General features: G+C 55.6%; 24 protein-coding genes. 9 read left to right on the top strand and 15 right to left on the bottom strand.

Annotation, left to right across the window (positions count from 1 at the left end):
* Positions 1-8 precede the first annotated feature (8 nt).
* Positions 9-842 (bottom strand): helix-turn-helix transcriptional regulator, encoded by an 834-nt coding sequence (locus tag AC07P6_RS19530; RefSeq protein ID WP_181482750.1) that lies wholly within the window; start codon positions 840-842, stop codon positions 9-11.
* Positions 843-1095: 253 nt separating this feature from the next.
* Between AC07P6_RS19530 and AC07P6_RS19525 the strand changes: the two genes are divergently transcribed.
* Positions 1096-1863: a phytanoyl-CoA dioxygenase family protein gene (locus AC07P6_RS19525; RefSeq protein WP_434659274.1), complete on the top strand. Its 768-nt coding sequence runs from the start codon at positions 1096-1098 to the stop codon at positions 1861-1863.
* 123 nt (positions 1864-1986) lie between these two features.
* Here the strand turns inward: AC07P6_RS19525 and AC07P6_RS19520 are convergent, their stop codons facing one another.
* From AC07P6_RS19520 to AC07P6_RS19500, 5 genes are read right to left on the bottom strand one after another with little or no spacing between them, the layout of a single operon-like run.
* Positions 1987-2328 carry a PTS fructose-like transporter subunit IIB gene (locus AC07P6_RS19520; protein ID WP_110277185.1) on the bottom strand — a complete coding sequence of 114 codons (342 nt, stop codon included), beginning with the start codon at positions 2326-2328 and terminating at the stop codon, positions 1987-1989.
* A 15-nt stretch (positions 2329-2343) separates the two neighbouring features.
* Positions 2344-3219, bottom strand: coding sequence for a [formate-C-acetyltransferase]-activating enzyme (locus AC07P6_RS19515; protein WP_478314279.1), 876 nt, complete (start codon positions 3217-3219; stop codon positions 2344-2346).
* Positions 3185-5482, bottom strand: a complete 2298-nt coding sequence (locus AC07P6_RS19510; protein ID WP_434659272.1) for a formate C-acetyltransferase — start codon at positions 5480-5482, stop codon at positions 3185-3187. The genes AC07P6_RS19515 and AC07P6_RS19510 overlap by 35 nt, the downstream gene beginning before the upstream one ends.
* A gap of 54 nt (positions 5483-5536) precedes the next feature.
* Positions 5537-5857, bottom strand: a complete 321-nt coding sequence (locus AC07P6_RS19505; protein ID WP_004100938.1) for a PTS fructose-like transporter subunit IIB — start codon at positions 5855-5857, stop codon at positions 5537-5539.
* Entirely contained in the window at positions 5854-6954 is a 1101-nt protein-coding gene (locus AC07P6_RS19500) for a PTS fructose transporter subunit EIIC (protein ID WP_478314277.1), read from the bottom strand. The genes AC07P6_RS19505 and AC07P6_RS19500 overlap by 4 nt, the downstream gene beginning before the upstream one ends.
* A gap of 306 nt (positions 6955-7260) precedes the next feature.
* Between AC07P6_RS19500 and ptsP the strand changes: the two genes are divergently transcribed.
* Positions 7261-9762, top strand: a complete 2502-nt coding sequence (gene ptsP, locus AC07P6_RS19495; RefSeq protein ID WP_181482745.1) for a phosphoenolpyruvate--protein phosphotransferase — start codon at positions 7261-7263, stop codon at positions 9760-9762.
* A gap of 535 nt (positions 9763-10297) precedes the next feature.
* On the opposite strand, the gene AC07P6_RS19490 is transcribed toward ptsP, so the two are convergent.
* The gene (locus AC07P6_RS19490) at positions 10298-11383 is read right to left on the bottom strand and encodes a tartrate dehydrogenase (RefSeq protein WP_478314275.1); all 1086 of its coding nucleotides are present in this window, start codon (positions 11381-11383) and stop codon (positions 10298-10300) included.
* Between the two features lie 82 nt (positions 11384-11465).
* Here AC07P6_RS19490 and AC07P6_RS19485 point away from each other — a divergent pair, with 82 nt between their 5' ends.
* Positions 11466-12443, top strand: coding sequence for a LysR substrate-binding domain-containing protein (locus AC07P6_RS19485; protein WP_434659267.1), 978 nt, complete (start codon positions 11466-11468; stop codon positions 12441-12443).
* On the opposite strand, the gene AC07P6_RS19480 is transcribed toward AC07P6_RS19485, so the two are convergent.
* The 4 genes from AC07P6_RS19480 to puuD all read right to left on the bottom strand — a co-directional run bounded on the left by AC07P6_RS19480 (position 12440) and on the right by puuD (position 16991).
* Positions 12440-13720, bottom strand: coding sequence for an NAD(P)/FAD-dependent oxidoreductase (locus tag AC07P6_RS19480; protein ID WP_478314273.1), 1281 nt, complete (start codon positions 13718-13720; stop codon positions 12440-12442). The genes AC07P6_RS19485 and AC07P6_RS19480 overlap by 4 nt on opposite strands.
* 2 nt (positions 13721-13722) lie before the next feature.
* Positions 13723-15210, bottom strand: coding sequence for an aldehyde dehydrogenase PuuC (gene puuC / locus AC07P6_RS19475; protein WP_478317037.1), 1488 nt, complete (start codon positions 15208-15210; stop codon positions 13723-13725).
* A 445-nt stretch (positions 15211-15655) separates the two neighbouring features.
* Complete coding sequence (puuR, locus tag AC07P6_RS19470) at positions 15656-16213, bottom strand: HTH-type transcriptional regulator PuuR (RefSeq protein WP_004849766.1); 558 nt, start codon at positions 16211-16213, stop codon at positions 15656-15658.
* A gap of 25 nt (positions 16214-16238) precedes the next feature.
* Positions 16239-16991 (bottom strand): gamma-glutamyl-gamma-aminobutyrate hydrolase, encoded by a 753-nt coding sequence (puuD, locus tag AC07P6_RS19465; RefSeq protein WP_167492790.1) that lies wholly within the window; start codon positions 16989-16991, stop codon positions 16239-16241.
* Positions 16992-17216: 225 nt separating this feature from the next.
* On the opposite strand from puuD, the gene AC07P6_RS19460 reads away from it, so the two are divergent.
* The 3 genes from AC07P6_RS19460 (at position 17217) to AC07P6_RS19450 (ending at position 20381) form a co-directional block, all read left to right on the top strand.
* Entirely contained in the window at positions 17217-18635 is a 1419-nt protein-coding gene (locus tag AC07P6_RS19460; RefSeq protein ID WP_181482739.1) for a glutamine synthetase family protein, read from the top strand.
* Between the two features lie 173 nt (positions 18636-18808).
* Positions 18809-19000: a YmjE family protein gene (locus AC07P6_RS19455; protein WP_434659262.1), complete on the top strand. Its 192-nt coding sequence runs from the start codon at positions 18809-18811 to the stop codon at positions 18998-19000.
* Positions 18990-20381: an APC family permease gene (locus tag AC07P6_RS19450; protein WP_182237778.1), complete on the top strand. Its 1392-nt coding sequence runs from the start codon at positions 18990-18992 to the stop codon at positions 20379-20381. Before AC07P6_RS19455 ends, AC07P6_RS19450 begins: the two co-directional genes overlap by 11 nt.
* Before the next feature lie 122 nt (positions 20382-20503).
* Here the strand turns inward: AC07P6_RS19450 and AC07P6_RS19445 are convergent, their stop codons facing one another.
* Positions 20504-20626 (bottom strand): small membrane protein, encoded by a 123-nt coding sequence (locus AC07P6_RS19445; RefSeq protein ID WP_110277171.1) that lies wholly within the window; start codon positions 20624-20626, stop codon positions 20504-20506.
* A gap of 272 nt (positions 20627-20898) precedes the next feature.
* Here AC07P6_RS19445 and AC07P6_RS19440 point away from each other — a divergent pair, with 272 nt between their 5' ends.
* Entirely contained in the window at positions 20899-21123 is a 225-nt protein-coding gene (locus tag AC07P6_RS19440) for a hypothetical protein (RefSeq protein WP_434659259.1), read from the top strand.
* A 15-nt stretch (positions 21124-21138) separates the two neighbouring features.
* Here the strand turns inward: AC07P6_RS19440 and AC07P6_RS19435 are convergent, their stop codons facing one another.
* The gene (locus tag AC07P6_RS19435) at positions 21139-21888 is read right to left on the bottom strand and encodes an SDR family oxidoreductase (RefSeq protein ID WP_434659257.1); all 750 of its coding nucleotides are present in this window, start codon (positions 21886-21888) and stop codon (positions 21139-21141) included.
* Positions 21889-21989: 101 nt separating this feature from the next.
* Here AC07P6_RS19435 and AC07P6_RS19430 point away from each other — a divergent pair, with 101 nt between their 5' ends.
* Together AC07P6_RS19430 and agp are read left to right on the top strand one after the other, a co-directional pair.
* Positions 21990-22349, top strand: coding sequence for a winged helix-turn-helix transcriptional regulator (locus tag AC07P6_RS19430; protein WP_110277168.1), 360 nt, complete (start codon positions 21990-21992; stop codon positions 22347-22349).
* Positions 22350-22449: 100 nt separating this feature from the next.
* Positions 22450-23697: a bifunctional glucose-1-phosphatase/inositol phosphatase gene (agp, locus tag AC07P6_RS19425; protein ID WP_434659255.1), complete on the top strand. Its 1248-nt coding sequence runs from the start codon at positions 22450-22452 to the stop codon at positions 23695-23697.
* A 158-nt stretch (positions 23698-23855) separates the two neighbouring features.
* Here the strand turns inward: agp and AC07P6_RS19420 are convergent, their stop codons facing one another.
* A complete protein-coding gene (locus tag AC07P6_RS19420; protein WP_478314271.1) occupies positions 23856-24083 on the bottom strand; it encodes a YccJ family protein in 228 nt (75 codons plus the stop codon).
* Positions 24084-24093: 10 nt separating this feature from the next.
* Positions 24094-24690, bottom strand: coding sequence for an NAD(P)H:quinone oxidoreductase (gene wrbA, locus AC07P6_RS19415; protein WP_181482736.1), 597 nt, complete (start codon positions 24688-24690; stop codon positions 24094-24096).
* Positions 24691-24967: the final 277 nt, after the last annotated feature.

Genomic DNA, 24967 nt, shown 5'->3' with positions numbered 1-24967 from the left:
GGCCTGAATTATCCCTGCTGCGCGCTGCGGCAGTGACGGCGATATTCGGAAGGCGAGCGCTCGGTATAGCGTTTAAACACCCGGCAGAAATAGTTGCTGTCGACGAATCCGCAGTTATGGGCGATCTCTTTTACTTTCAGATCGTAGCCGCGCAGCAGCTTTTTCGCTTTCTCCAGGCGCACGCTGGTGAGGAATTCGTTGAAGCCGACGGAACCTGATTTCTGGAAAATATGCGAAAGATAGTTAGGCGTGATATGAAAGCGTTTCGCTACCGACTCGCGAGTCAGGGGTTGGCTGAGATGTTCTTCCAGATAATCCTGCACTGCCATAAACAGATCGCGGCTGCGGCTGACCCGCATCTCCAGGCCAACCAGTTGCTCAAGGCAGTGGCTCAACAGGGCCGCGACCACCAGCCTGGCGGTCACCGGGTCAGGCTGTAAGCAGATTTCATTGAGCGACAGCAGCAGGTAGGAGCCCACGCGTGGCCCGAGGCGAGCGACGTTCTGCTTTTCCGTTCGCAGCTGTTTGCCATCCCAGTATTGAACGCAAAACCCGAGCTTCTGGCGGCCAAACAGGATACTTAGCGTTGATGCCGGTCCGGTCCATTCCGGCTGGGTCCATTTCCCTGCCTGGACATAGAGCACCTGCGAGGTGGATAGCATCGTCTCCGACAGCGGCAAGCCATTTTCCTTCAGTTCACCCTCCAGCACGATTTCCAGCCGCGGAAAAGGCACTTTAAACGCCAGCGCAGGCTCGGAGATATCCGGCTCGGGAAACCTGACGTGCAGATTATCCTTCTGATTTACTAAGCGATTTAAAATGTCTGCCAGATCGTCAATCATCCCGTGGACCTTAGAATAGAGCTATTATCCTGTTGATTATAATCTATTTTATCAGCAGTGATTTGTCCTGTATCAGACTACCCCGGTATTGACCGCCCTGGCGAGTCTCTGGTCGTGACTGGATTTTGATAGCCATCACACTTTTTCCTGCCGTGTACGCTTGTCCAGTTTTTCGTAGTTTTAGCCTCATGTATTCCCGGTCGGCACAGATTAGAGTTTGTTTTGTGTTATCGATAAGTTAAGGAATATAAATATGGAACAACAATCTGCGGTTTATCTGGAAGCGCTGGGGGCGAACGTTGCGCTGACCCCGAAAATGAAACAGGAACTGGATACCCTGGGCTACACCGTCGTGCATAACGTGGCGGACCCGGAGTGGCTGGAGGCAATGCGTACGCTTATCGATGCTATCGTCGAGAAAGAGGGTGATAACCTCGCGATTGAGCACCATCAGGAGGCGACGGCAACGCGCATTGCCAATCTGATTAATAAAGGAGTGGTTTGGGAGAAAGTCTGGTCCCATCCACTGGTCCTTTCTGCCTGTCAGTATATTTTTCAGGGGGATTTTAAAGTCTCCAGCCTGAACGCGCGGGAAGCGCTGTTTAACGGTGGTCATCAGCCGCTGCATGCGGACTGGAAAAAGCCGCGTCCGGATTTCCCGAAAGTGCATCTGGTTAATGCTATCTGGGCTATTGATGATCTAAGTGCGGAAAACGGCGCACCGCGCATTATTCCTGGAACGCACCACCGACCTGAGCTGCCGGAAGAGGTGTTGGATAATCCAGAGCTGACGCATCCTGATGAGGTGGTGTTTGCCGCGCCGGCGGGTAGCGTAATGATTTACAACGCCCATGCCTGGCACGGCGGGACGCGCAACCGTATCGGCAGCAGAAGGCGCGTATTGCACAGTTTGTATATTGACCGCGAAGATACCGCACAGCAGGATCAGCAGCGCTGGCTGACGCCGGAAACCGCTAGCCGCCTGACGCCTGCGCAGAAATGGCTGCTGGGTGTGGAGTAAATCTGAAGTTGTTGAGCACGTTGTTCCCGGAGGCGGCGCTGCGCACCTGTCCGGGCTACAGAATCGCTGAGCACCGGTAGCCCGGACTGGCGCGTTAAGCGCCGCCTCCGGGATTTCCCTCACTCAAGGGATCTCAATATAGACCACTGGCTTTTTCATAATGCATTTCACCGCCTCGACAATCTGCTGCGGCTGCAACAAGAAGGTTTTGATGCTGGTCTTAATGGTGCGGATGCCGCTAAAGCGTTTGGCATCGTCAATCTCAATATCCGTCACCAGCAGAACGACATCGACATGGGCAATATCGTCCGCCGTGATTTTGTTCTCAACCCCCAACGCTCCTTGCGTTTCAATTTTGATATTCCATTTCTCATGGTGGCCGACCTTTTCCAGGCGCTCGGCTGCCATATAAGTGTGAGCGACACCGCTTACGCAGGCCGTTACGGCAACGATATTGAAATCCATAGCATCCTCCAGGCGTTATCCGCCGATGGTCACGCTAAAACCAGCCTGTTCAGCCAGCGTCTTGAATGGTTGAATCTCAGATTCTTCAGGTGCTTTAATCATCGACATCGACCATGTTTTTCCCAGTAAGTGATATTTTGGTTCGCCGTATTGATGGAACGGTAGAAGATGAATTTCGGGCAGCTTAAACGGGGCCAAAAACGCCAGGATCTGGCGGAAATTCTCTTCATCAAGCGTAAAACCCGGAATTAACGGCACCCGAGGAATGACGTGAATATTGGCTTCCACCAGGCGGGTGAAGTTATCCAGCACCCGTGGCATATTCATCAATAGCTGCCCTCGGGCCTGCGCTTCATCCATAATTTTAAGATCAAATAAGACTTCGTCACACTCTTTCGCCAGCGGGAAAAAATGGCTGAACGCGGTATCGCCAGCCGTTTCAATCGCGGTTCTGATCCCCCACTCGCGTAAGCTGCGCAGAAGACGAGTGGCAAACTCGGCCTGCATCAGCACTTCGCCTCCCGACAGGGTGACGCCGCCGCCGGAGGCGCGGAAGAAGACCTCGTCTTTTAGCACTTCCTTCAGCAGATTATCCAGCGTGACGTCGCGACCAATTTGCTCCCACGCGCCGGAAGGGCACTCGACAACATCCTGCTGGCAGCGGGAACAGTGCAGGCATTTGCTCTCCCGGCGCACGGTCTGGATTTTCGGCGAGATCGACTCCGGGTTGGCGCACCACGGACAAGTATGCGGGCAGCCTTTAAAAAAAACGACGGTGCGGATCCCCTGACCGTCATTTAAAGAGTAGCGCTGGATGTTAAAAATGCGCGCCTTATCGGCGCGCGTTTCCATCACCTCACAGCTGATGCGCGGTGCGGCGGATAATGTCATCCTGAATCTCCTGCGACAGCTCGACAAAGAAGGCGCTGTAGCCCGCGACGCGTACCACCAGACCGGCAAAATCCTGCGGTCGCTGCTGGGCTTCACGCAGCGTGTCGGCGTTGACTACGTTGAACTGAATATGCTGCAGCTTCAGCTTGGTGAACGCCTGTAAAAAATCGGCCAGCTTGTTCAGTCCACCGTCTCCGGCAAGCGTCGCCGGGGTGAATTTAACGTTCAGCAGTGTGCCGTTGGACAGCAGATAGTTATCCAGTTTGCTCACCGATTTGAGCACTGCGGTCGGGCCCTGAGAATCCTGGCCGACCATCGGCGACAGCCCGCCGTCCGCCAGCTGTTCCCCGGCCAGACGCCCGTCCGGGGTCGCGCCAACCACTGAACCCAGCGGCACGTGGGCAGATACGGTATATGAACCCGGCGTGAAGTGGCCGCCGCGCGGGTTCTGGTACTGCTCAACTTCTTTGCAGTAGAAGCGCAGCAGGTCGGCGCTGATGTTATCCACTTCGTCGATATCGTTGCCGTATTTCTCAAAGCGGTTGATCAGCCGTGCGCGGATTTTCTCGCCTTCCGGCGTCTGGAAGTTGGCTTTTAGCACCGCCATAAGCTCGGCAAAGCTCAGGCGTTTTTGCTCAAACACCATTCCTTTTAGCGCGTGCAGCGAGTCGCTGAGGTTGGCGATGCCGATGCCCTGGACTCCGGAGAAGTTATAGCGCGCGCCGCCTTCGGTAATATCTTTGCCGTGCTGCACGCAATCCTCAATAAATGAAGAGAGCAGGGGAACCGGTGCCCAGTCGCGGTGGCCAATATCGCAAATATTGCTGCCTTCGACCATCAGACGAATGTAGTAGCGTGTCTTGTCGCGGATCTGGTCAATCAGTCCGTCCCAGGTGATGTCAGGATTGCTTTCGTTCTCCAGCATCACGATTTCCATCACCTTCAGCAGGTTGAACATCGCGATATCGTGCAGGCCGTAGGTGCGCCCCGGGATCGACAGCTCAACGCAGCCGACTACCGAGTAATCCCGCGCGTCTTCCAGCGACACGCCGCGGTTGAGAAACGCCGGGATCACCACTTCATCATTAAAGATTTGCGGAATGCCGGTGCCGAGGCGAATGGTCTCTGCGGTTTTGCGCAGGAAAGGGCGGTCAATCAATTCATTGACCCGCACGCCGAGGTTCGGCTGCGGCAGGCGCACGTTCTGATAGGCGTCGAGGGACAAAAACGACAGGATATTCACCGCGCTGCGCCCGGTCTCGGTCAGGCCGCCGAGCAGGGCCGTGTAGCCGGTCGGGAAGCCCGCGAAGTAGCGCGCGCTGCTGGTGGAGCGCAGCAGAACGATATCGTTGCACTTCACCCACAGAGATTCCAGCAGCTCTTTGAGGAACTGCGGGTCCTGGCCGCGATTCAGCGACGCCTGATAATACGGCAGCATGTACTGGTCAAAGCGCCCCAGCGAAATGGAGCTGGCGTTGGATTCATATTGCAAAATGATATTCATATACCAGAAGAGCTGGCTGGCCTGCCAGAAATCCTCCGGGCGATGCACCGCGTTATGGCGGGAAATTTCGGCGATAGTTTCCAGCTCTTTACGCCGCTGTTCATCAACGCAGCTGGCGGCCATTTCATCGGCCAGCGCCGCATAGCGCAGAATATGGCGCTGAGAGGCTTCCAGCAGGATCAGCACCGCCTGATAGAAGCTGTTTTGCGGATGTTGTTTGTTTACCGCTTTAAGCTCCGCCACCAGCGCGGAAAGGCCATTTTCCAGCAGGCGAGGGTAGTCAATAATGATGTGCCCCTGGCCCTTATCGGTCTGGTTAACGCTAAAAATCTGCGTGCTGACGGCGGTTTTCACTTCATCCGTCATCTGGCTGTTGATGAAGTCCTTCATCGAGCGATTTTCCCAGTACGGGAACAGCTCTTCACGATAGATTCGTTTGTCTTCTTCGCTAATGTTGAAGCGGTCCTGCGGGCGGGTCGGGAATTGATCCAGCTCTTTGAGCAGCCAGTAGGGGTCCATCTCCGGGGAGACAATCCCGGCGCGCGGTTTAATCGTCCGGTTACCGGCGATCAGTTCATCATCACGAATCGAAATCTGTACGTGGTCGAGGACCCATTCGGTCGCTTTCGCCCGGCGGATCATCACCGGCTCCCCCTCCGTCTGCTTATGGCTGGCGGTATAGAGCAGGGCGCGCTCGAGGGAGATCTCGCGCGGGTTAGCGAACAAACGGTCTTTTAAACGTTGAGTGCGATTAGTCATGACAAACTCCGTGTTATTTTTTTGCGGGGCGCAGACCGCGCCCCGGCATTTTATTCAGGCATTCTGAGAAAGGTGGCTGTCGATTTTGTTCATAATGGCTTCGGCGCGCTTAACGGCGTCGCTGATGTTGACGCGCACGATGGTTTTCCCGGCAAAACGCTCTTCGAACTTGATGCCGATATCTTTGGTCAGGATAACCATGTCGGCGCTGGCGACGTCTTCTGCCGTCAGTTCATTCTCAATGCCGATGGAGCCCTGAGTCTCGACTTTGACCTGCCAGCCTTTGGCTTTAGCGGCGCTTTCCAGCGACTCGGCGGCCATATAGGTATGTGCGACGCCAGACGGGCAAGCGGTAACGGCGATAATTTTGGTCATAAAATATTCCTTCCAGTTTTTCGGTTAATTTCGAAATCAAGATCCATCTCGTCATCAGCATTGGCGTCTGACGTCTTCTTCTTGGCAAGGGCTTTGAACAGGATGACGCAGGCTGCGCTAACGATGGCGCCAACCGCGAGACCCGCGATAAAGCCGAATTTACCTTCAACGACCGGCAGAACGATCAGTCCACCCCAACCGGCGTAGCACTGCGCGCCGAGCAGCGCGGCGGTCACACAGCCGGCGGCGGCGCCAATCATGTTGGCCGGGATCACGCGCAGCGGGTCGGCGGCGGCGAAAGGAATCGCGCCTTCGGTGACGCCAACGCATCCCATAACCAGCGCAGCTTTACCGGTTTCGCGCTCTTCAGCGGAGAAGTATTTGCGGCCAATCAGCGTTGCCAGCCCCATGCCCAGCGGCGGTACGGCGATGCCAACGGCGGCAATCGCGACGACGCTGTAAACACCTTGCGAAACGCAAATCAACATAAAGGCGTAGGCAACTTTGTTTACTGGCCCGCCCATATCGAAAGCCAGCATCAGGCCCATAATGATCGCCAGCACGACGATGCTGCCTTCGCGCATCCCTTGCAGCCAGCCGGTTAAGCTGGCGGTCAGCGCGCCGATAGGTTCACCGAGGCCCCACATCATGATCCCGGCAGTAATAAAGGTGCCGATAATCGGGATAACAAAGATAGGCATCACCGAGCGCAGGACTTTGTGCACCGGGATTTTCTTCAGGTAGTAGACCACCAGGCCGCCGATCATCCCGGCAATCAGCGCACCGAAGAAACCGGCACCGAAGCTGTTGCCAACCCAGGCACCAATCGCGCAGGGGGCCAGCGCCGCGCGGTCGGCAATGGAGTAGCCGATATAGGCCGCCAGGAACGGCACCATTAACGTCAGACCGGCCACGCCGATATCAAACAGTTTTTTCAGATTAGGATCGGTGGCAACATCGGGCACCGCGCCCTTGCCGTACAACATGACGGAGACGGCCAGCAATATTCCTCCGGACACGACAAAAGGGATCATATGTGAAACCCCGGTCATGAGGTGCTGGCGTGTATTTTTTAGTATTTGCACCAGTTCGTTCATTGTTTTCTCCTGAGCCTGTGCGGCTCGTGACTGAGTTGATGCATCAACCTTAGAAAAAGGGCGGCTTATAAAACAGTAGAGAAAAAGTGCATTTACTGGATATTTGTAAGGCGAGAAGAAAATTGCGATCCACCTCAAATCTTAGTCCTGCTGGGTTTTTAAGCTATTTAGCTGGCGTATTTGTGATGTCGAGCATAAAAAAGATCCGTGCATACAATTATCCAGTAATTACCAGTTTTGTCGCGTAGTGGCTGGCGGATTCTTTCTTTACTTTTGAGGCAATAACGTATTTTCAGGAGGAAGACGATGGCTCTGGTAATTGAATTCATATGTGATTTGCCCAACGGCGTACATGCGCGTCCGGCAAGCCTGGTAGAAACGCTGTGTAATACTTTTTCGTCTTCGGTCGAATGGTTGAATACCCGCAGCGAAGGGCGCGGGAATGCGAAAAGTGCGCTGGCGATTATTGGTACCAACACCATTAAGGGTGATAGCTGTCAGCTGATCATCAGCGGTCAGGATGAGCAGCAAGCGTTTGACGCGCTGTCGGCCTTTATCACCGACGAATTTCCGCACTGCGATGCGCCGTTGCCGACCGTCGATCAAATGGACGTTCAGCCGGTTCCGGAATCGCTCTCACGCCTTAATCCCACACTGTTTCATGCCTTACCCGTCTGCGCCGGAAGCGCGGGCGGACGGCTCACGCACCTTAAATCGCTGGATCTGCGCGATTTAGGCACGCTGCCGGCGGCGGGAAATATTGAACAAGAGCAGGCGTCGCTGGATAAAGGGTTGATGCTGCTGGTTAAAAATATTGAGTTCCGTCTGCTGGATAACGACGGCACCGCCAGCGCGATCCTTGAAGCACATCGTTCTTTAGCGACCGATGCCTCGCTGCGCCAGCATCTGCTTGGCGGCCTGCTGACCGGCCTGAGCTGTGCTGAAGCCGTGGTGGCGACCAGCGAACATTTCTGCGCCCAGTTCAGCGCCTCCGGCAATAGCTATTTGCAGGAGCGCGTGCTGGACGTTCGCGACGTCTGCTTTCAGCTGTTACAGCATATCTACGGCGAATCGCGCTTCCCGGTACCGGGCAAGCTGACGGAAGAGTCTATCTGTCTGGCTGATGAATTAACCCCCAGCCAGTTCCTCGAACTGGATAAAACGCTGCTCAAAGGACTGCTGCTGCGTAGCGGCGGCACGACCTCACACACGGTGATCCTCGCGCGCTCATTTAATATTCCGACCCTGGTGGGCGTCGATATGGATGCGCTGCTGCCGTGGGTTGATCAACAGGTGCAGATTGACGGCAACGCCGGTTTGGTGGTGGTGAAACCCGATGAAGCCGTAGCGCGCTACTATCAGCAGGAAGCGTGGGTGCAGGAGCAAATTCGCCGTCAGCAGCAGACCTGGTTGGATAAAGAAGGGCGCACGGAAGACGGTATTCGTCTGGAAGTGGCGGCGAACATTGCCCACTCGGTAGAGGCAATGGCGGCATTTAATAACGGCGCGCAGTCGGTAGGGCTGTTCCGCACCGAAATGCTGTATATGGACCGCCCGAGCGCACCGTCGGAAAATGAACTTTACAACATCTTCTGCCAGGCGCTGGAACCGGCCAACGGACGCAGCATTATTATTCGTACCATGGATATTGGCGGCGACAAGCCGGTGGCCTATCTCAATATCCCGGCAGAGAACAACCCGTTCCTCGGCTATCGCGCGGTGCGTATTTACGAAGAGTATCAGGCGCTGTTCCGCACCCAGCTGCGGGCAATTCTGCGCGCTTCGGCGCACGGTTCGCTGAAAATCATGATCCCGATGATTTCATCAATGGAAGAGATTCTATGGGTCAAAGAGCAACTGGCGGATGCTAAACAATCGCTGCGCAGCGAACATATTCCGTTTGATGAGAAAATCCCGCTGGGCATTATGCTCGAAGTGCCGTCGGTGATGTTTATCATCGACCAGTGCTGCGAAGAGATTGATTTCTTTAGTATCGGCAGTAATGACCTGACCCAGTATCTGCTGGCGGTGGATCGCGATAACGCCAAGGTAACGCGTCACTACAATAGCCTCAATCCGGCATTCTTACGCGCGCTGGATTATGCGGTTCAGGCGGTGCATCGCCAGGGGAAATGGATTGGCCTGTGTGGCGAGCTGGGAGCTAAAGGTTCGGTGCTGCCGCTACTGGTAGGGCTGGGGCTGGATGAGCTAAGCATGAGCGCGCCGTCGATCCCGGCGACCAAAGCGCGTCTGGCGCAGCTTGATAGCCGCGCCTGCCGTCAGCTGCTTAATCAGGCAATGCAGTGCCGCACTTCACTTGAAGTCGAACACCTGCTGGCCCAGTTCCGCATGACCCAGCAGGATGCGCCGCTGATTAGCGCCCAGTGCATTACGCTGAACAGCGACTGGCGTAGCAAAGAAGAAGTGATTAAGGGCATGACCGATAACCTGCTGCTGGCCGGGCGCTGCCGCTACCCGCGCAAGCTGGAGGCCGACCTGTGGGCCCGCGAAGCAGTGTTCTCCACCGGGTTAGGGTTTAGTTTTGCCATTCCGCACAGCAAATCGGAGCATATTGAGCAGTCAACCATCAGCGTTGCTCGTCTGGCGCAGCCGGTAGTCTGGGGCGACGATGAGGCGCAGTTTGTCATTATGCTGACGCTGAACAAGCACTCAGCTGGCGATCAGCATATGCGTATTTTCTCGCGTCTGGCGCGGCGCATTATGCATGAGGAGTTCCGCAAGGCGCTGGTGACGGCTGAGAGCAGCGAGGCGATTGCGACGCTGTTGCAGCGCGAGCTGGAGCTGTAGTTCGGACCGGAAAATCTCCCCGGTGGCGCTGCGCTTACCGGGGCTACGGTTCGACATCGTCTGCGGTTTTGTAGCCCGGGTAAGGCGCTTGCGCCGCGACCCGGGATTTCCGGGCTCGGTGCCTGAGGGAGGCGGATTGGGTAGCCCGGACAGGCGCAACGCGCCGCCTCCGGGAGATTTTCATGCAGCAACTAAATTTCCTCTGAAACAGAAAAACTCACAGCGATGCCCTGGCGCCCGCTGAAATCGGCGAACCGGAGGTCGGAAGACAAGGGCTGGCCGCCATGGATGGCGGACAGAGGCGAATCGAGACAGGACGTCGAGTTGAGCCGACCGCAGGCTGAGGACCGGGAGGTGAGCGCAGTGCGCAGCACCGATTTCTTTGCGGGACCGTGGGGATTGTAAAGGGGGAGACGGTTTTCTCCCCCTTTACCCGTTCACGTACCACGGTGAGACATTTTCTGCGGGATAGCGGTGAACGGAACCCCTGCACGCTTTCCCGGAGGCGGCGCTGGCGCGCCTGTCCGGGCTACTTTTATCCGGCAATGGCCTGACAAATCGCTTCACCCACCTGCTGGGTGGAAGCGGTGCCTTTCATATCCGGCGTTTTCGGCCCGCTGGCGATGGTCTGCTCAATTGCCGCCAGAATGCCGTCATGAGCGGCCTGATAGCGTTCATCCCCGTTGCCGAGGAAATCGAGCATCATCGCCCCGGCCCAGATGGTAGCGATAGGGTTGGCGATATTTTTGCCGTAGATATCTGGTGCTGAACCGTGAACTGCTTCAAATAGCGACGGGAAGGTGCGATCCGGATTGAGATTCGCCGACGGGGCAATCCCGATGGTGCCGGTACAGGCCGGGCCGAGATCGGAGAGGATATCGCCGAACAGATTGGATCCGACCACTACGTCAAAACGCTCCGGCTGCAGCACAAAGCGGGCGCACAGAATATCAATATGTTGCTTATCCCACTTCACCTCCGGGTAGTGCTGCGCCATCGCTTCCACGCGTTCATCCCAGAAAGGCATGCTGATGGCAAGGCCGTTGGATTTAGTCGCTGAAGTTAACGTTTTGCGCGGGCGGCTTTGCGCCAGCTCAAAGGCGTAGCGCAGGATCCGGTCAACGCCGCGGCGGGTAAATACCGACTCCTGAATCACCACTTCATGCTCGGTTCCCGGATTCACATGTCCGCCGAGGGCGGAATACTCCCCTTCGGTATTCTCGCGCACCACGTAAAAATCGATATCGCCCGGCTGCTTACCCGCCAGCGGGCAGGGAACGCCGGGAAACAGGCGCACCGGGCGCAGGTTGACGTACTGGTCAAATTCGCGGCGGAACTTCAGCAGCGAACCCCAAAGCGAAATGTGATCCGGCACGATATCCGGCCAGCCGACCGCGCCAAAGTAGATAGCATCAAACTCTTGCAACTGTGCGTGCCAGTCATCGGGCATCATTTTGCCGTGTTGCACATAGTAATCGCAGCTGGCCCACTCAAAATGCTCAAAGCTTAACGCCAGCCCCCAGCGTTCAGCGGCGGCCTGCAGTACGCGAACGCCCTCAGGCAGCACTTCTTTTCCGATGCCATCGCCGGGGATGGCGGCAATACGTAAGGTTTTATTCATCGTTGTTCTCAGTTTGCGGTAAGGGAAATTGACTTCACCTCTATCCTATAATTGACTGATTCATAATTAATCACGTCAACTGGTGAAACATAAAACACGAATCATGAATAATCTGCCGCTGCTGAACGATTTACGCGTCTTTATGCTGGTCGCCCGCCGCGCCGGTTTTGCCGCCGCTGCTGAAGAACTGGGCGTCTCTCCGGCTTTTGTCAGCAAGCGGGTGTCGTTGCTTGAGCAGACGCTCAATGTCCAACTGCTGCACCGGACCACCCGGCGGGTCGCCATTACCGAGGAGGGCGAACGCATTTACGAATGGGGGCAGCGCATTTTGCAGGATGTCGACCAGATGATGGACGAGCTATCCGATGTGCGGCAGGTGCCGCAGGGGACGCTGCGCATTATCAGCAGCTTTGGCTTTGGCCGTCAGGTTATCGCCCCGGCGCTGTCCGAGCTGGCCCGCCGGTATCCGCAGCTGGAGATCCGTTTTGACGTCGCCGACCGGCTGGTGGATTTAGCCAATGAGGGAGTCGATCTGGATATTCGCGTCGGCGACGATATTGCCCCCAATCTGATTGCCCGTCAGCTTGCGACTAACCACCGTATTCTCTGCGCCTCGCCGGAATTTGTGGCTCGTCATTCGCGCCCAAAGCAGCTTAGCGATCTCGCCGCGCTACCTTGCCTGGTGATCAAAGAGCGCGACCGGCCCTTTGGCGTTTGGCAACTGCACAGCAAAGAGGGCGAACACGCGATTAAAGTAACCGGGCCGCTGTCGTCAAACCACGGCGAGATCGTTCATCAATGGTGCCTGGACGGACAGGGGATCGCGCTGCGCTCGTGGTGGGATGTGCGTGAAAATATCGCCAGCGGGAATCTGCTGCACCTGCTGCCGGAGTACTATCAGCCCGCCAATATCTGGGCTGTTTATGTGTCGCGGCTGGCGACCTCAGCGAAGATTCGCACCACCGTGGAGTTTTTGCGTCACTACTTCCAGCAGCGCTTCCCGCAGCAGTACGTCGAGGTGAAATTGCCGACGGCGGGTGCCGTCGGCCGAGGGGATTAAACGCCGAGTCTGTCGCGCAGGCTGTAGTAGGCCGCGCCCATAGCGGTAAACGGAATGCGCAGGCTGCGCCCGCCGGGGAACGGGTAGTGCGGCAGCTTAGCGAAGGCGTCAAAGCGTTCGGCGTCACCGCGCAGCAGCTCTGAAATCAGTCGTCCGGCGAGGTGGGTACAGGTGACGCCGTGGCCGCTGTAGCCCTGCATATAGTAGATATTGTTATCGAGACGACCAAATTGCGGCATCCGCGAGAGGGTCAGCAGGAAGTTGCCTGTCCAGCGGTAGTCGATTTTCACCCCTTGCAGCTGCGGGAAGGTTTTCAGCAGCTTCGGCATGATCATACGTTCAACATCGTCCGGGTCGCGTGCCCCGTACACCACGCCGCCACCGTACAGCAGGCGGTTATCGGCGGTCAGACGATAGTAATCCAGCAGATAGTTACAATCTTCCACGCAGTAGTTTTTCGGGATCAACGAACGTGCCAGAGCCTCAGACAGCGGTGCGGTAGTGACGACCTGGGTACCGCAGGGCATGCTGCGCTTCGCCAGCTCCGGTTCGACTTTATCGCCGAGATAGGCGTTACCGGCGACAATCACGTAGCGGGCGGTAACCTGACCGCGTTCGGTGGTCACCACCGCCGGGCTGGTGTGCTGAATACGGGTGACCGGCGATTGCTCGTAAACCCGCCCGCCGTTCAGCCGAATCGCGTCCGCTTCGCCGATCGCCAGATTCAGCGGATGGATATGGCCGCCGCTATGGTCCAGCAGCGCGCCCGCGTAGCGATCGCTGTCTACTTCGCGACGTATGGCGCTGGCATCCAGCAGCTCCAGTTGTGTATTGCCGTAGCGCTCCCAGTTCTCTTTCTGCTCTTCGAGCGTCTCCAGCTGTTTATGATTCAGCGCGACAAACAGGCCGCCGGGGCGATAGTCGCACTGGATTTGATAGCGCTGGATGCGCTCGCGGATAATATCGCCGCCTTCAAACATCATGCTGCCGAGCATTTTCGCCGCGTCCGGGCCGTAGGTTTTCTCGATAACGTCGATATCGCGGCTGTAGGAGTTAACCAACTGACCGCCGTTGCGCCCGCTGGCGCCGAAGCCGATGCGCGCGCCTTCCAGCAGCACCACGTCGTAACCCATTTCGGCTAAATGCAGCGCTGAGGAGAGTCCGGTATAGCCGCCGCCGACGACGCAAACGTCGCAGCTTATCGATTCGTCCAGCGTTGGAAACGGTTTATAGCGATTGGCGCTGGCGGCGTAATAGCTGGTGGTATGTTCGGTCATGATTAAGCCTCCAGGGCAATCCAGATAGTTTTCAGTTCGGTGAATTTTTCCATTGCGTGCAGGGACTTATCGCGTCCGTTGCCGCTCTGTTTGTAGCCGCCAAAAGGCACGGTCATATCGCCATCGTTATAGTTATTCACGAAGACGGAACCGGCTTTCAGGCGGCGGCTGACGCGATGGGCGCGGGAAAGATCGCGGGTCCAGACCGCTGCGCCGAGGCCGTAGCGGCTGTCGTTAGCAAGCTTCACGGCCTGCTCTTCAGTTTTAAAACGGGTCACCACCAGCACCGGGCCGAAGATCTCTTCCTGACTGAGAGGAGATGCGGGGTCGACGTCGACAAAAATGGTCGGGCCGACTGCTGCGGGCCATGGATTTTTGCGCCCGTCCAGCAGCAGCGTGCTGTGTGCTTCCCCGGCGCGAATAAAGCTGTGGACGCTGTCGGCGTGGCTGTTGTCGATAAGCATGCCCATGGTGGTATTCGGGTCGAGCGGGTTGCCTGGTTGCCAGCCTTTTGCCTGCTCTTTTAACAGCTCGAGAAACTTATCGGCGATGCTCTCTTCGAGTAGCAGGCGGGTTCCGGCAATACAGACCTGGCCCTGGTTATAGAAGATGCCGCCGGTGGTGGTATTGACCGCTTTTTGCAGGTCCGGACAGTCGGCAAAGACGATATTGGCGCTTTTGCCGCCCGCCTCCAGCCAGACGCGCTTCATATTGCTGTCGCCTGCATCTTTCAGCAACTGCTTGCCGGTGCGGGTAGAGCCGGTGAAGGTGATGACTTCAACATCCGGATGCAGCGCCAGCGCCTGACCAGCTTCATGGCCGAAACCGCTCACCACGTTGAGCACCCCGTCCGGCAGCCCGGCCTCTTTCGCCAGGCCCGCCAGACGCAGAGCGGTAAGCGGGGATTTTTCGGAAGGTTTGAGAACCACGCTGTTTCCGGCGGCCAGCGCCGGGCCAAGCTTCCAGCAGGCCAGCAGCAGCGGGAAGTTCCACGGTACTACCGCCGCAATCACGCCAATGGGTTCGCGAACGATCATCGCCAGTTCGTTGATACCGGTAGGCGCGACTTCACCGTACACTTTATCAATGGCTTCGGCGTACCAGCGAATCGCACGGGCGGCGCCGGGAATATCATCGCGCAGGCTGTGGCGAATCGGTTTGCCGGTATCCAGGGTTTCCAGCAGCGCCAGCTCTTCACGGTGAGCTTCCATTAGATCGGCGAATTTATTTAGCACTGTTTTGCGTTGAGAAGGGGACGCCTGCGACCAGTCGCCGTTATCGAATACGCTGCGGGCGGCCTGCACTGCACGATCCACGTCGGCTTTTTTGCCGCGAGCCACTTCGGCGAGTGTCTGCTGCGCGGCAGGATCATTGGTTTCAAAAACGCTATTATCGGCGGCGGCGCTGTATTCACCGTTAATAAATAAGCGCGTCTCAATAACGAGCGTTTTTGCTTTTTCTTGCCAGTAAGCCAGGTTGTGAAAATCCATCATGACTCCTTAATAACGTAATCGGGAAAATATAAAATTTGATTATTTCTGACCCTCAGGGCGCAGGGCGTCCCCGGGGTTAATACCGTTTTAATCGTCGTATTACTCGGTCTGCGGGCTGATAGATCCCCAGAAATAAAAAGCTGGGGATGGTTTTCTCCCTCTCCCTCTGGGGGAGGGCCGGGGTGAGGGCATTTTTGCGCACACTCGCCCCTCACCCTAACCCTCTCCCCGTAGGGGAGAGGGAACTGTCCTGCTGTCATTTTTTACTATATAACAACGTGTTAGCGATTTCAGTAAAACAAAAGAATACCTCTCCCAAAAGGGGCCAGCGGAATAAGTCTTTCCACATTGCGCAAGGTGATCTGCGTTTTCTTCGCGCCGGCGGAATTAAGCTCCGACGGCGCAGGCCTGAAGAAAGCCTGAAAAATCTCAGGCTAAAAAATCAGAATGTGGTGGGGGTATGGGCACTGATAATTCGACAGATGCCTGCCGAGGTGTTGCTGAAGCTATGCGGTATGCCGGTGTTAATGGCATAGCTTTGCCCAGCCACCAGGTGATACGCCTGACCATTAATGGTCAACACGACTTCACCCTCCAGTATGGTGCCTATCTCCTCGCCCTGATGCTTGATCCTCTCCCCGGTTGTGGTTCCAGGCTGGTACGTTTCAAAAATCATCGCCAGCGTGCGGTTCGGGTTTCCATTATGAACCAGCTTCATCGACACCCCCTGACTGCCGATTTCAATCAGATCGTCCTGATTGATAACCACCTGAGGTTCAGCCGGTTTTTCTGGTTCAGAAAAGAATTCCGAGAGCGACAGCCCATAGACTTTCAGCAGCTTTTGCAGCGTGCTGATGGCAGGACTGACTTTGTCCTGTTCTATGGTGCTGATGGCACTATGTGTTAACCCAGACAGTTCGGCGGCACGACGCTGTGAGAGACCCAATTGCTGGCGGATCTCTGACAAACGTTTCCCTGGCGCCAGTCCGTCATCGCTCATATTTGCATTTCCTTAACGGTAGTGGTCAGAGTCGCTGTTTTTCAGCGATATGGTTCTGACAGGCGGTGATAAAACCTTCAAACAACATCCGCGACAGGGCGTATTCGCTACTGTTCCATTCAGGATGCCACTGCACACCCAGAGCGAAAGGATGGTCATAAACGCTAACCGCTTCCGCCAGCCCGTCCGAAGAACGGGCCTCCACGCGCAGCCGTGGACCCAGTGTTTTTGCTCCCTGTCCGTGTAACGAGTTGACCCAAAACGTGTTGCAGCCCGGTATTAACTGAGAAAGTAAACCTCCTTCCTGAACCTGGACTTCATGCGAGGGCGCATATTGCTGTTCTACAGGAAGTTCAGGATCTTCGCGGTGCTCAAGCAGTTCAGGCTGCTCGAACAGACGACGATACAGAGTCCCGCCGGTGGCGACAACCAGTTCCTGTAACCCACGGCAGATGGCGAAAATGGGGATGCGCCTTTCGAGCGCGGCGTTGATCAGCGCCATGCTCAGAAGATCACGCCCGGGATCGGCGTCAGGCTCATCGCCGTTTTCACCATAAAGGTGCGGCTGCACGTTGCTCGGGCTGCCAGGCAGATAAATGCCATCCAGTTTAGGCAGTAACGTAGAAAGCAGGTCCGGTTCCGCTAACGCGTGCGGCAGGGCAATGGGTAACCCTCCGGCGTGAACAATCGCATTCAGGTACTTCTCTTGCAGAGTTTGGGTCTGGTGACCCTTAAGCCTGTTCCGACACATCACCACGCCAATAACTGGCTTGTACATTATATTTTCCATGATCGCCCTCACAAAGTGGACTAAATTATGACCGGATTAGCGGGTAAAACGGCCATTTCGTTCAATATTTTCTCAATCTAGCAGTGGGAATAGCCATTTGCAAACTTAATTTAACATTTGACAAACAATTTGTTTGCATACACATTCGAATGGTGGACATTATATTTAACAGTGCTTTTTCAGGGTCCGAAACTAAAACAACGGCGGTGAATCATGGAAACCAATATCGTAGAAGTTGAGAATTTTGTTCAGCAGTCGGAAGAGAGACGGGTAAGCGCATTCACTCATGAAGTGAGGCGCTACCTCGAGCGTTACCCGAATACGCAATACGTCGATGTCCTGTTGACCGACCTGAACGGCTGTTTCCGCGGCAAGCGTATTCCAGTCTCCAGCCTGAGTAAGCTGGAGAAAGGGTGCTATTTCCCGGCTTCGGTGTTCGCGATGGACATTCTTGGCAACGTAGTGGAAGAAGCGGGTCTCGGCCAGGAGATGGGTGAGCCGGATTGCACCTGCGTGCCGGTGCTGGGTACCTTAACGCCCTCGGCGGCGGACCCGGAATATATCGGTCAGGTGCTGTTGACCATGGTTGATGAAGATGGCGCTCCCTTTGACGTTGAGCCGCGGAACGTTCTGAACCGACTCTGGCAGCAACTGCGCCAGCGCGGACTGTTCCCCGTGGTAGCGGTAGAGCTGGAGTTCTATTTACTTGACCGCAAGCGCGATGCCGAAGGCTACCTGCAGCCGCCGTGCGCGCCGGGGACAGGCGATCGCAATACCCAGAGCCAGGTTTACTCCGTTGATAACCTCAACCACTTTGCCGATGTCCTTAACGATATTGATGAAATCGCCCAGCTTCAGCTGATCCCGGCCGACGGCGCGGTGGCGGAAGCCTCTCCTGGTCAGTTTGAAATCAACCTGCATCATACCGATAACGTGCTGGACGCCTGCGATGACGCGCTGGCGCTAAAACGCCTCGTGCGTTTGATGGCCGAGAAGCATAAGATGCACGCCACTTTTATGGCGAAACCCTATGAAGAGCACGCCGGTAGCGGGATGCATATCCATATCAGCATGCAGAACAACAAAGGCGAGAACGTGCTGGCGGAAGCTGATGGCGAAGATTCCGCGATGTTAAAACGTGCGCTCGCCGGGATGATTGACCTGATGCCGGCCTCGATGGCGCTGCTGGCGCCGAACGTGAACTCGTATCGCCGCTTCCAGCCGGGAATGTACGTGCCGACCCAGGCGTCGTGGGGGCATAACAACCGGACAGTGGCGCTGCGTATTCCGTGCGGCGATCGCCATAACCATCGCGTGGAGTATCGCGTGGCCGGAGCGGATGCCAACCCGTATCTGGTGATGGCGGCGATTTTTGCCGGTATTTTGCACGGTCTGGATAACACGCTGCCGCTACAGGAAGAGGTGGAAGGCAACGGTCTGGAGCAAGATGGCCTGCCGTTCCCGATTCGCCAGAGCGATGCGCTGTGGGAGTTTATGCAAAACGATCATCTGCGCGAGCGGCTTGGCGAACGTTTCTGTCATGTTTATCACGCCTGTAAACATGACGAACTACTGCAGTTTGAGCGTCTGATTACCGAAACTGAAATTGAGTGGATGTTGAAAAACGCCTGATTGCCGCCCCGCGAGGGGCACCTTAGGTTTACCACAAGTAGCATCATACGGCCTGAGCGGAGCCTGGTCGGACGTTTGTGCTGGGAGCCCAGCCATTTCCCGGATGCCGCGTTAAGGAGCGCAGGCGGCAACGGGCTTCAGTTAACGACACAGTGTGTGACGAGGAAAGTGAGATGATGCAGATGTTCAAATATCCGCAGGGAGAAGGGGGCCGTCCTGGCCGCATGGAGTGCGCAGCCACCGCCGCTGGTCGGTTCTTTTTACCTTCTGATTTGCCATTAACCCCGTTGCGAAGTTGGTTTGTTTTCCGGTCATTACGACCGCAAACCCAGGTTTGCAGCGGGGGAAATGACAATGGCTATTAACACCTCTCTTGACAACGCTCCTGAAAAGGGCAAACCCGGGCTGCGCAAATCGCTCAAGCTGTGGCAGGTAGTGATGATGGGTCTGGCCTACCTGACCCCGATGACGGTGTTTGATACCTTCGGAATTGTTTCCGGCATCAGCAACGGCCACGTACCGGCTTCCTATCTGCTGGCGCTGGCGGGTGTGCTGTTTACCGCCATTAGCTACGGCAAGCTGGTGCGCCAGTTTCCGCAGGCGGGCTCGGCTTACACCTATGCACAGAAGTCGATCAGCCCGCATGTTGGTTTTATGGTTGGCTGGTCGTCGCTGCTGGATTATCTGTTCCTGCCGATGATCAACGTTTTGCTGGCGAAGATTTATCTCTCCGCGCTGTTTCCGGAAGTACCGCCCTGGGTGTGGGTGGTGACGTTTGTGGCGATCCTCACCGCGGCGAACCTGAAAAGCGTCAACCTGGTGGCGAACTTCAACACCCTGTTCGTGCTGGTGCAGATCTCGATTATGGTGGTCTTTATCGTGCTGGTGGTGCAGGGGCTGCATAAAGGGGAAGGGGTCGGTACCGTCTGGTCTCTCCAGCCGTTTATTAGCCAGAACGCGCATCTGATCCCGATTATTACCGGGGCGACGATAGTCTGCTTTTCGTTCCTCGGCTTTGATGCGGTGACCACCCTTTCCGAAGAAACGCCGGATGCCGCGCGGGTGATCCCGAAGGCGATTTTCCTTACCGCCGTCTACGGCGGGGTGATATTTATCGCTGCATCGTTCTTTATGCAGCTTTTTTTCCCCGATATCAGCCGTTTTAAAGATCCGGATGCGGCGCTGCCGGAGATCGCTCTCTACGTCGGCGGCAAGCTGTTCCAGTCGATTTTCCTGTGCACGACGTTTGTGAATACCCTGGCATCAGGACTGGCTTCGCACGCCAGTGTCTCACGGCTGCTGTATGTGATGGGCCGCGATAACGTTTTCCCGGAGCGCATTTTTGGCTACGTCCACCCGAAATGGCGCACCCCGGCGCTGAACGTCATTATGGTCGGGATTGTTGCGCTGTCGGCGCTGTTCTTCGATCTGGTCACCGCCACGGCGCTGATTAATTTCGGCGCGCTGGTGGCATTCACCTTCGTTAATCTGTCGGTGTACAACCACTTCTGGCGGCGTAAAGGCTACAACAAAACGTGGAAAGATCGTTTTCACTATCTGCTGTTGCCGATGGTTGGTGCGCTGACGGTAGGGGTATTGTGGGTGAATCTGGAGGCGACATCGCTGACGCTCGGTCTGGTGTGGGCGGGGCTGGGTTTACTCTATCTGACTTATCTCACCCGCCGATTCCGCAAGCCGCCGCCGCAGTTTGATGGAGCCAAAGCGGAACAGGCCTGGGAATCGTAACGATTTTTTACGCCGACACAAAGGCAGGCGAGCAAGCCTGCCTTCTTTTTTGTCATTATCGTTTGAAATCAGGCGGGCCGGTAAAAATAGTAGGGGCAGAAGGTAAGAATAGTGAGGATGTATTATTTCTTTTTCTTATGAATTGGTAGTTGTCCAGCGCGTCGATCCTTGATATAGGACACCAGGCTGTAGAGGGCTACTCCCAGCAAAACTACCGCGACGATAAAGAGCAGGATACCTGACATAGATTAACCTAATGTTATGTTTAACATGAAGAAAAAATACCGTAATATCGAGATAATAGCATCGGGATATTTCTTAAAGATGACCCGGTGAGTTAGACAACAATGGACTGCCAGTGAAGCTATTAACTTATTATTTACATGAATAAATGTGAAGTGTAAAGCATTGGGGTGGTTAAAAAGTGAACTAAGTTACACACCTTTAAGCGAATTTACAGACGCGAGCCCGGCAGGCTGCTAATCTTGGCCCGCTTAAATATGGGTGAGAGTAATAAATGGGTAATAAGCATATCGTTGGTCTTATTGGACTGGCGCTGGTGGTGGCTTCCTTTAGTAGCCTGGCTGATTCCGATCGCCAGTCAATTCGTGAACGTATTGTCGATCAGGTTTTAAAACCCTGCGAAGGTAAAAAGGCGGGAGATAAAGTACTGATAATCGACCATCGCGGTGGTGAGCATGAAGCCATCTGTACGCTGGCGGCGGTGCCGCTACCGGAGTAACGGCCGCTGCGAAAGTTATAGATTCCCCGTGCCGCCATCGACCAACAGTTCTGTCCCGACAACATAGCTGGATTCATCCGAGGCCAGGAACAACGCGGCTTTCGCCAGCTCCTGCGCTGTGCCCATCCGGCCCAGCGGAACCAGATTCTCGATCTCCGCCTGTAGGCTTTCGAGCGCCTCGGCGCTGAGCCCCAGTTTATTCAGCGCCGGAGTTCGTACCGGGCCAGGGCTCAGGCCGTTAACGCGGATCCCCCGCGACAGCAGCTCGCCGGACAGCGTACGCGCCAGCGATAGCAGCCCGGCTTTACTGGCGGCATAAGCGCTGCTGGTCGGCAAGCCGATATGGGCGCTTACCGAACCGCACAGAATGACCGACGCCGGGTTTGCCAGCAGCGGCAGCAGCGCCTGTAGCAAGAAAAAGGGGCCTTTCAGATTGATGTTCATCAGCCGATCCCAGCGCTCTTCATTCCATTCGCCGAGCTCGCCATGGGTTACGTCTCCGGCGTTGATAAACACCGCATCAAGCTGTGACCATCGGCTGTTCAGCGTTTCCGCCAGCTGACGTTGCCCGCCGATATCCCCTGCATCGGCGGCAATAACCCACGCCTTCTCACCCAGTATCGTCCGCGCCTGTTCAAGTACGACGGGGTTGCGCCCGGTGACCGCAACATGGGCTCCTTCAGAGAGAAATTCCTGCGCGGTGGCAAGACCGATGCCGCTGGTACCGCCGGTAATCAAGGTAAATTTTCCTGCTAAACGTCCCATCTTTTCACTCCTCTTGCGTGACTGGAAAAATCACTATAAGTACATTAGTATCCAAAGGGTACCAGGTACCAATTGGGTACTAATGAACAAAGGGGTGTGCTATGGCGGAAATCGCGGCGCGGGCAACGCAAAAAAATTTGCCGCAAGAATCTTGTCCCATGACCGACTTCGTCAATCTGATTGCCGGGAAATGGGCGATACCGATCCTCTATCGGTTGATTGTGCTTAACGTGCCGGTGCGCTTCAGCGAACTGCTGCGCGCGGTATCGCCGATTACGCAAAAAGAACTCACCCGCCAACTGCGCCTGTTTGAGCAGCGCGGGCTGGTGTCGCGCCACGTCTATGCGGAGATTCCACCACGGGTTGAATATCAGATAACCGACCTGGGGCTGTCGATGCGCAGCGCGCTGCAACCGCTGGCGGAGTGGATGCGGCAGAACGGGCATCAGTTAAAACGCTAGAAAAATCGTCTTGTTAGCGAGTTTGCGAGCCATTGCCCGGAAAAATGTCATAAATTTGTCACAATTAAGGCGATGATAATCACTGACTGAGGGTTAAGGGATGAGAAAAAGTCTACTCGCCGCCGCCGTGGCAGGCGTTGTACTACTGTCCGCAGGCGTCCAGGCGCAGGAACAGACCGCACCGGAAGGGTACCAGCTGCAACAGGTGCTGATCATGAGTCGTCATAACCTGCGCGCGCCGTTGGCGAACAACGGCAGCGTACTGGAGCAGTCAACGCCGAAGTCCTGGCCGGAGTGGGATGTGCCCGGCGGCCAGTTGACCACCAAGGGTGGGGTGCTGGAAGTTTATATGGGGCACTATATGCGCGAATGGCTGGCGCAGCAGGGGCTGGTAACCAGCGGCGAGTGCCCGCCGGAGAACGCGGTTTATGCGTATGCAAATAGTCTGCAACGTACCGTCGCCACCGCGCAGTTCTTTATTACCGGCGCGTTTCCCGGCTGCGGCGTAACGGTGCATCATCAGGAAAAAATGGGCACGATGGACCCAACCTTCAACCCGGTGATCACTGATGATTCCGCCGCCTTCAGTGAAAAAGCGGTGCAAGCGATGGAGAAAGAGCGCCAGGGAATGCAGTTGAGCGAGAGCTATAAGCTGCTGGAGGAGATGACGGATTATCGCAATTCACCTTCCTGCAAAGAGAAACAGCAGTGCTCGCTGAGCGATGGTAAAGATACCTTTAGCGCCAAATATCAGCAGGAGCCGGGCGTATCCGGGCCGCTGAAGGTCGGCAACTCGCTGGTTGACGCCTTTACGCTGCAATACTACGAAGGTTTCCCTAAAGATCAGGTGGCGTGGGGCGAAATCAAAAGCGATAAGCAGTGGCAGGTGCTGTCGAAGCTGAAAAACGGTTACCAGGATAGCCTGTTTACTTCCCCAGAAGTGGCGCGCAACGTGGCTAAACCGCTGGTGAAATACATTGATAACGCGCTGGTGGGTGATGCAACAAAGGCGGCGAAAGTGACGCTACTGGTAGGCCATGACTCCAATATCGCCTCGCTGCTGACGGCGCTGGATTTTAAACCTTATCAGCTGCATAACCAGTACGAGCGCACGCCAATTGGCGGCAAGCTGGTGTTCCAGCGCTGGCACGATAACAGCGGCAACCGCGATTTGATGAAAATTGAGTATGTCTATCAAAGTACCGAGCAGTTGCGCAATGCCGACGCGCTGACCCTGCAATCACCGCCGCAGCGGGTGACGCTAGCGCTGAACGGGTGTCCGGTTGATGATAACGGCTTCTGTCCGATGGATACCTTCAAAAAGGCGATGGCCGAGGCGACGAAGTAACGAAGGTAATAAAAAACCCGGAGAAATCCGGGTTTTGCAGCTGACGGTTGAGCAAGACTTTGTAGCCCGGACAGGCGCAACGCGCCGCCTCCGGGAAGCTCATGCAATAACTCCCGGAGGCGGTACTGCGTACCTGTCCGGGCTACAACGACAGATAGTCAGACGTTTTTGCGCTCAATGGTTTGCTCGCCCCAGAACAGGGAATCTTTATCCGTTTTGGCGAAAGCGCGGGGCAACACTTCATCGCTGCCTTCTTCCCAGATTTTCTCCGCAAGCTTCTCATCGTAATTGGCTAATTCAAAAATTGCTTCGGCAATTTCGGGAGAAGTATTGCGTAAACTTGCCCATTCACCCACGCGGTGGGCTTTAGCTTCTTGAATCGGCATGCTTTTCCTCCTAACCGTTTAATTTAACCGCCAGACCGGCGACATGTTCACCCTGATAACGGGCAATCGCCAATTCTTCTTCGCTTGGCTGACGAGAACCATCGCCACCGGCAATGGTTGTTGCGCCGTATGGCGTACCGCCGCGAACCTGCGACACATCAAACAACTCCTGGGCACCGTAGCCAATCGGCACAATAATCATCCCGTGATGGGCAAGGGTGGTCCAGGTGGAGGTAATGGTTTGCTCCTGACCGCCGCCGGTACCGGTCGAACTGAATACGCTGGCCAGCTTGCCGTACAGCGCGCCGGATGCCCACAGGCCGCCAGTCTGATCAAGGAAGGTGCGCATCTGTCCGGACATGTTGCCGAAACGGGTTGGGGTACCAAAGATGATGGCGTCATACTCTGCCAGCTCCTGTGGCGTGGCAACGGGGGCGTTTTGTGTTTTCCCGCCTGCTTTGGCAAAAATCTCTGCCTGCATGGTTTCCGGCACGCGCTTCACGACCACTTCGACACCGTCAACTCGGTTTGCCCCTTCAGCGACGGCATGCGCCATGGTCTCGATGTGTCCATACATTGAATAATAAAGCACCAGAATCTTAGCCATTTGCATCACTCCTCGGTTGCGTTATAGACCAGTTACTTGACTGGCTACCTTTAAAGATAAGACCTCTGGCGAAGAGTGCAAATGCAACAATCATTTGTTTGATTTATAACAAAATTGCAAAGATTAAAGGTTGTTGCAAAAAGATACATATTTAACCCGACGTTTTTCGGCAACCATAAGAGGCGCTTAGCGAACGCGTGGCATGACAATGGTCGTTCTTATGGAAAATCTATTTCAGGATGTGACTATATTCATTGAGCATGGTTTTCATTCGCTA

The organism is Klebsiella sp. GFKo11 (genome assembly GCF_056490265.1).
Note: the sequence above shows the minus strand (reverse complement) of the source record. Positions and strands in the feature narration are given on the sequence as shown.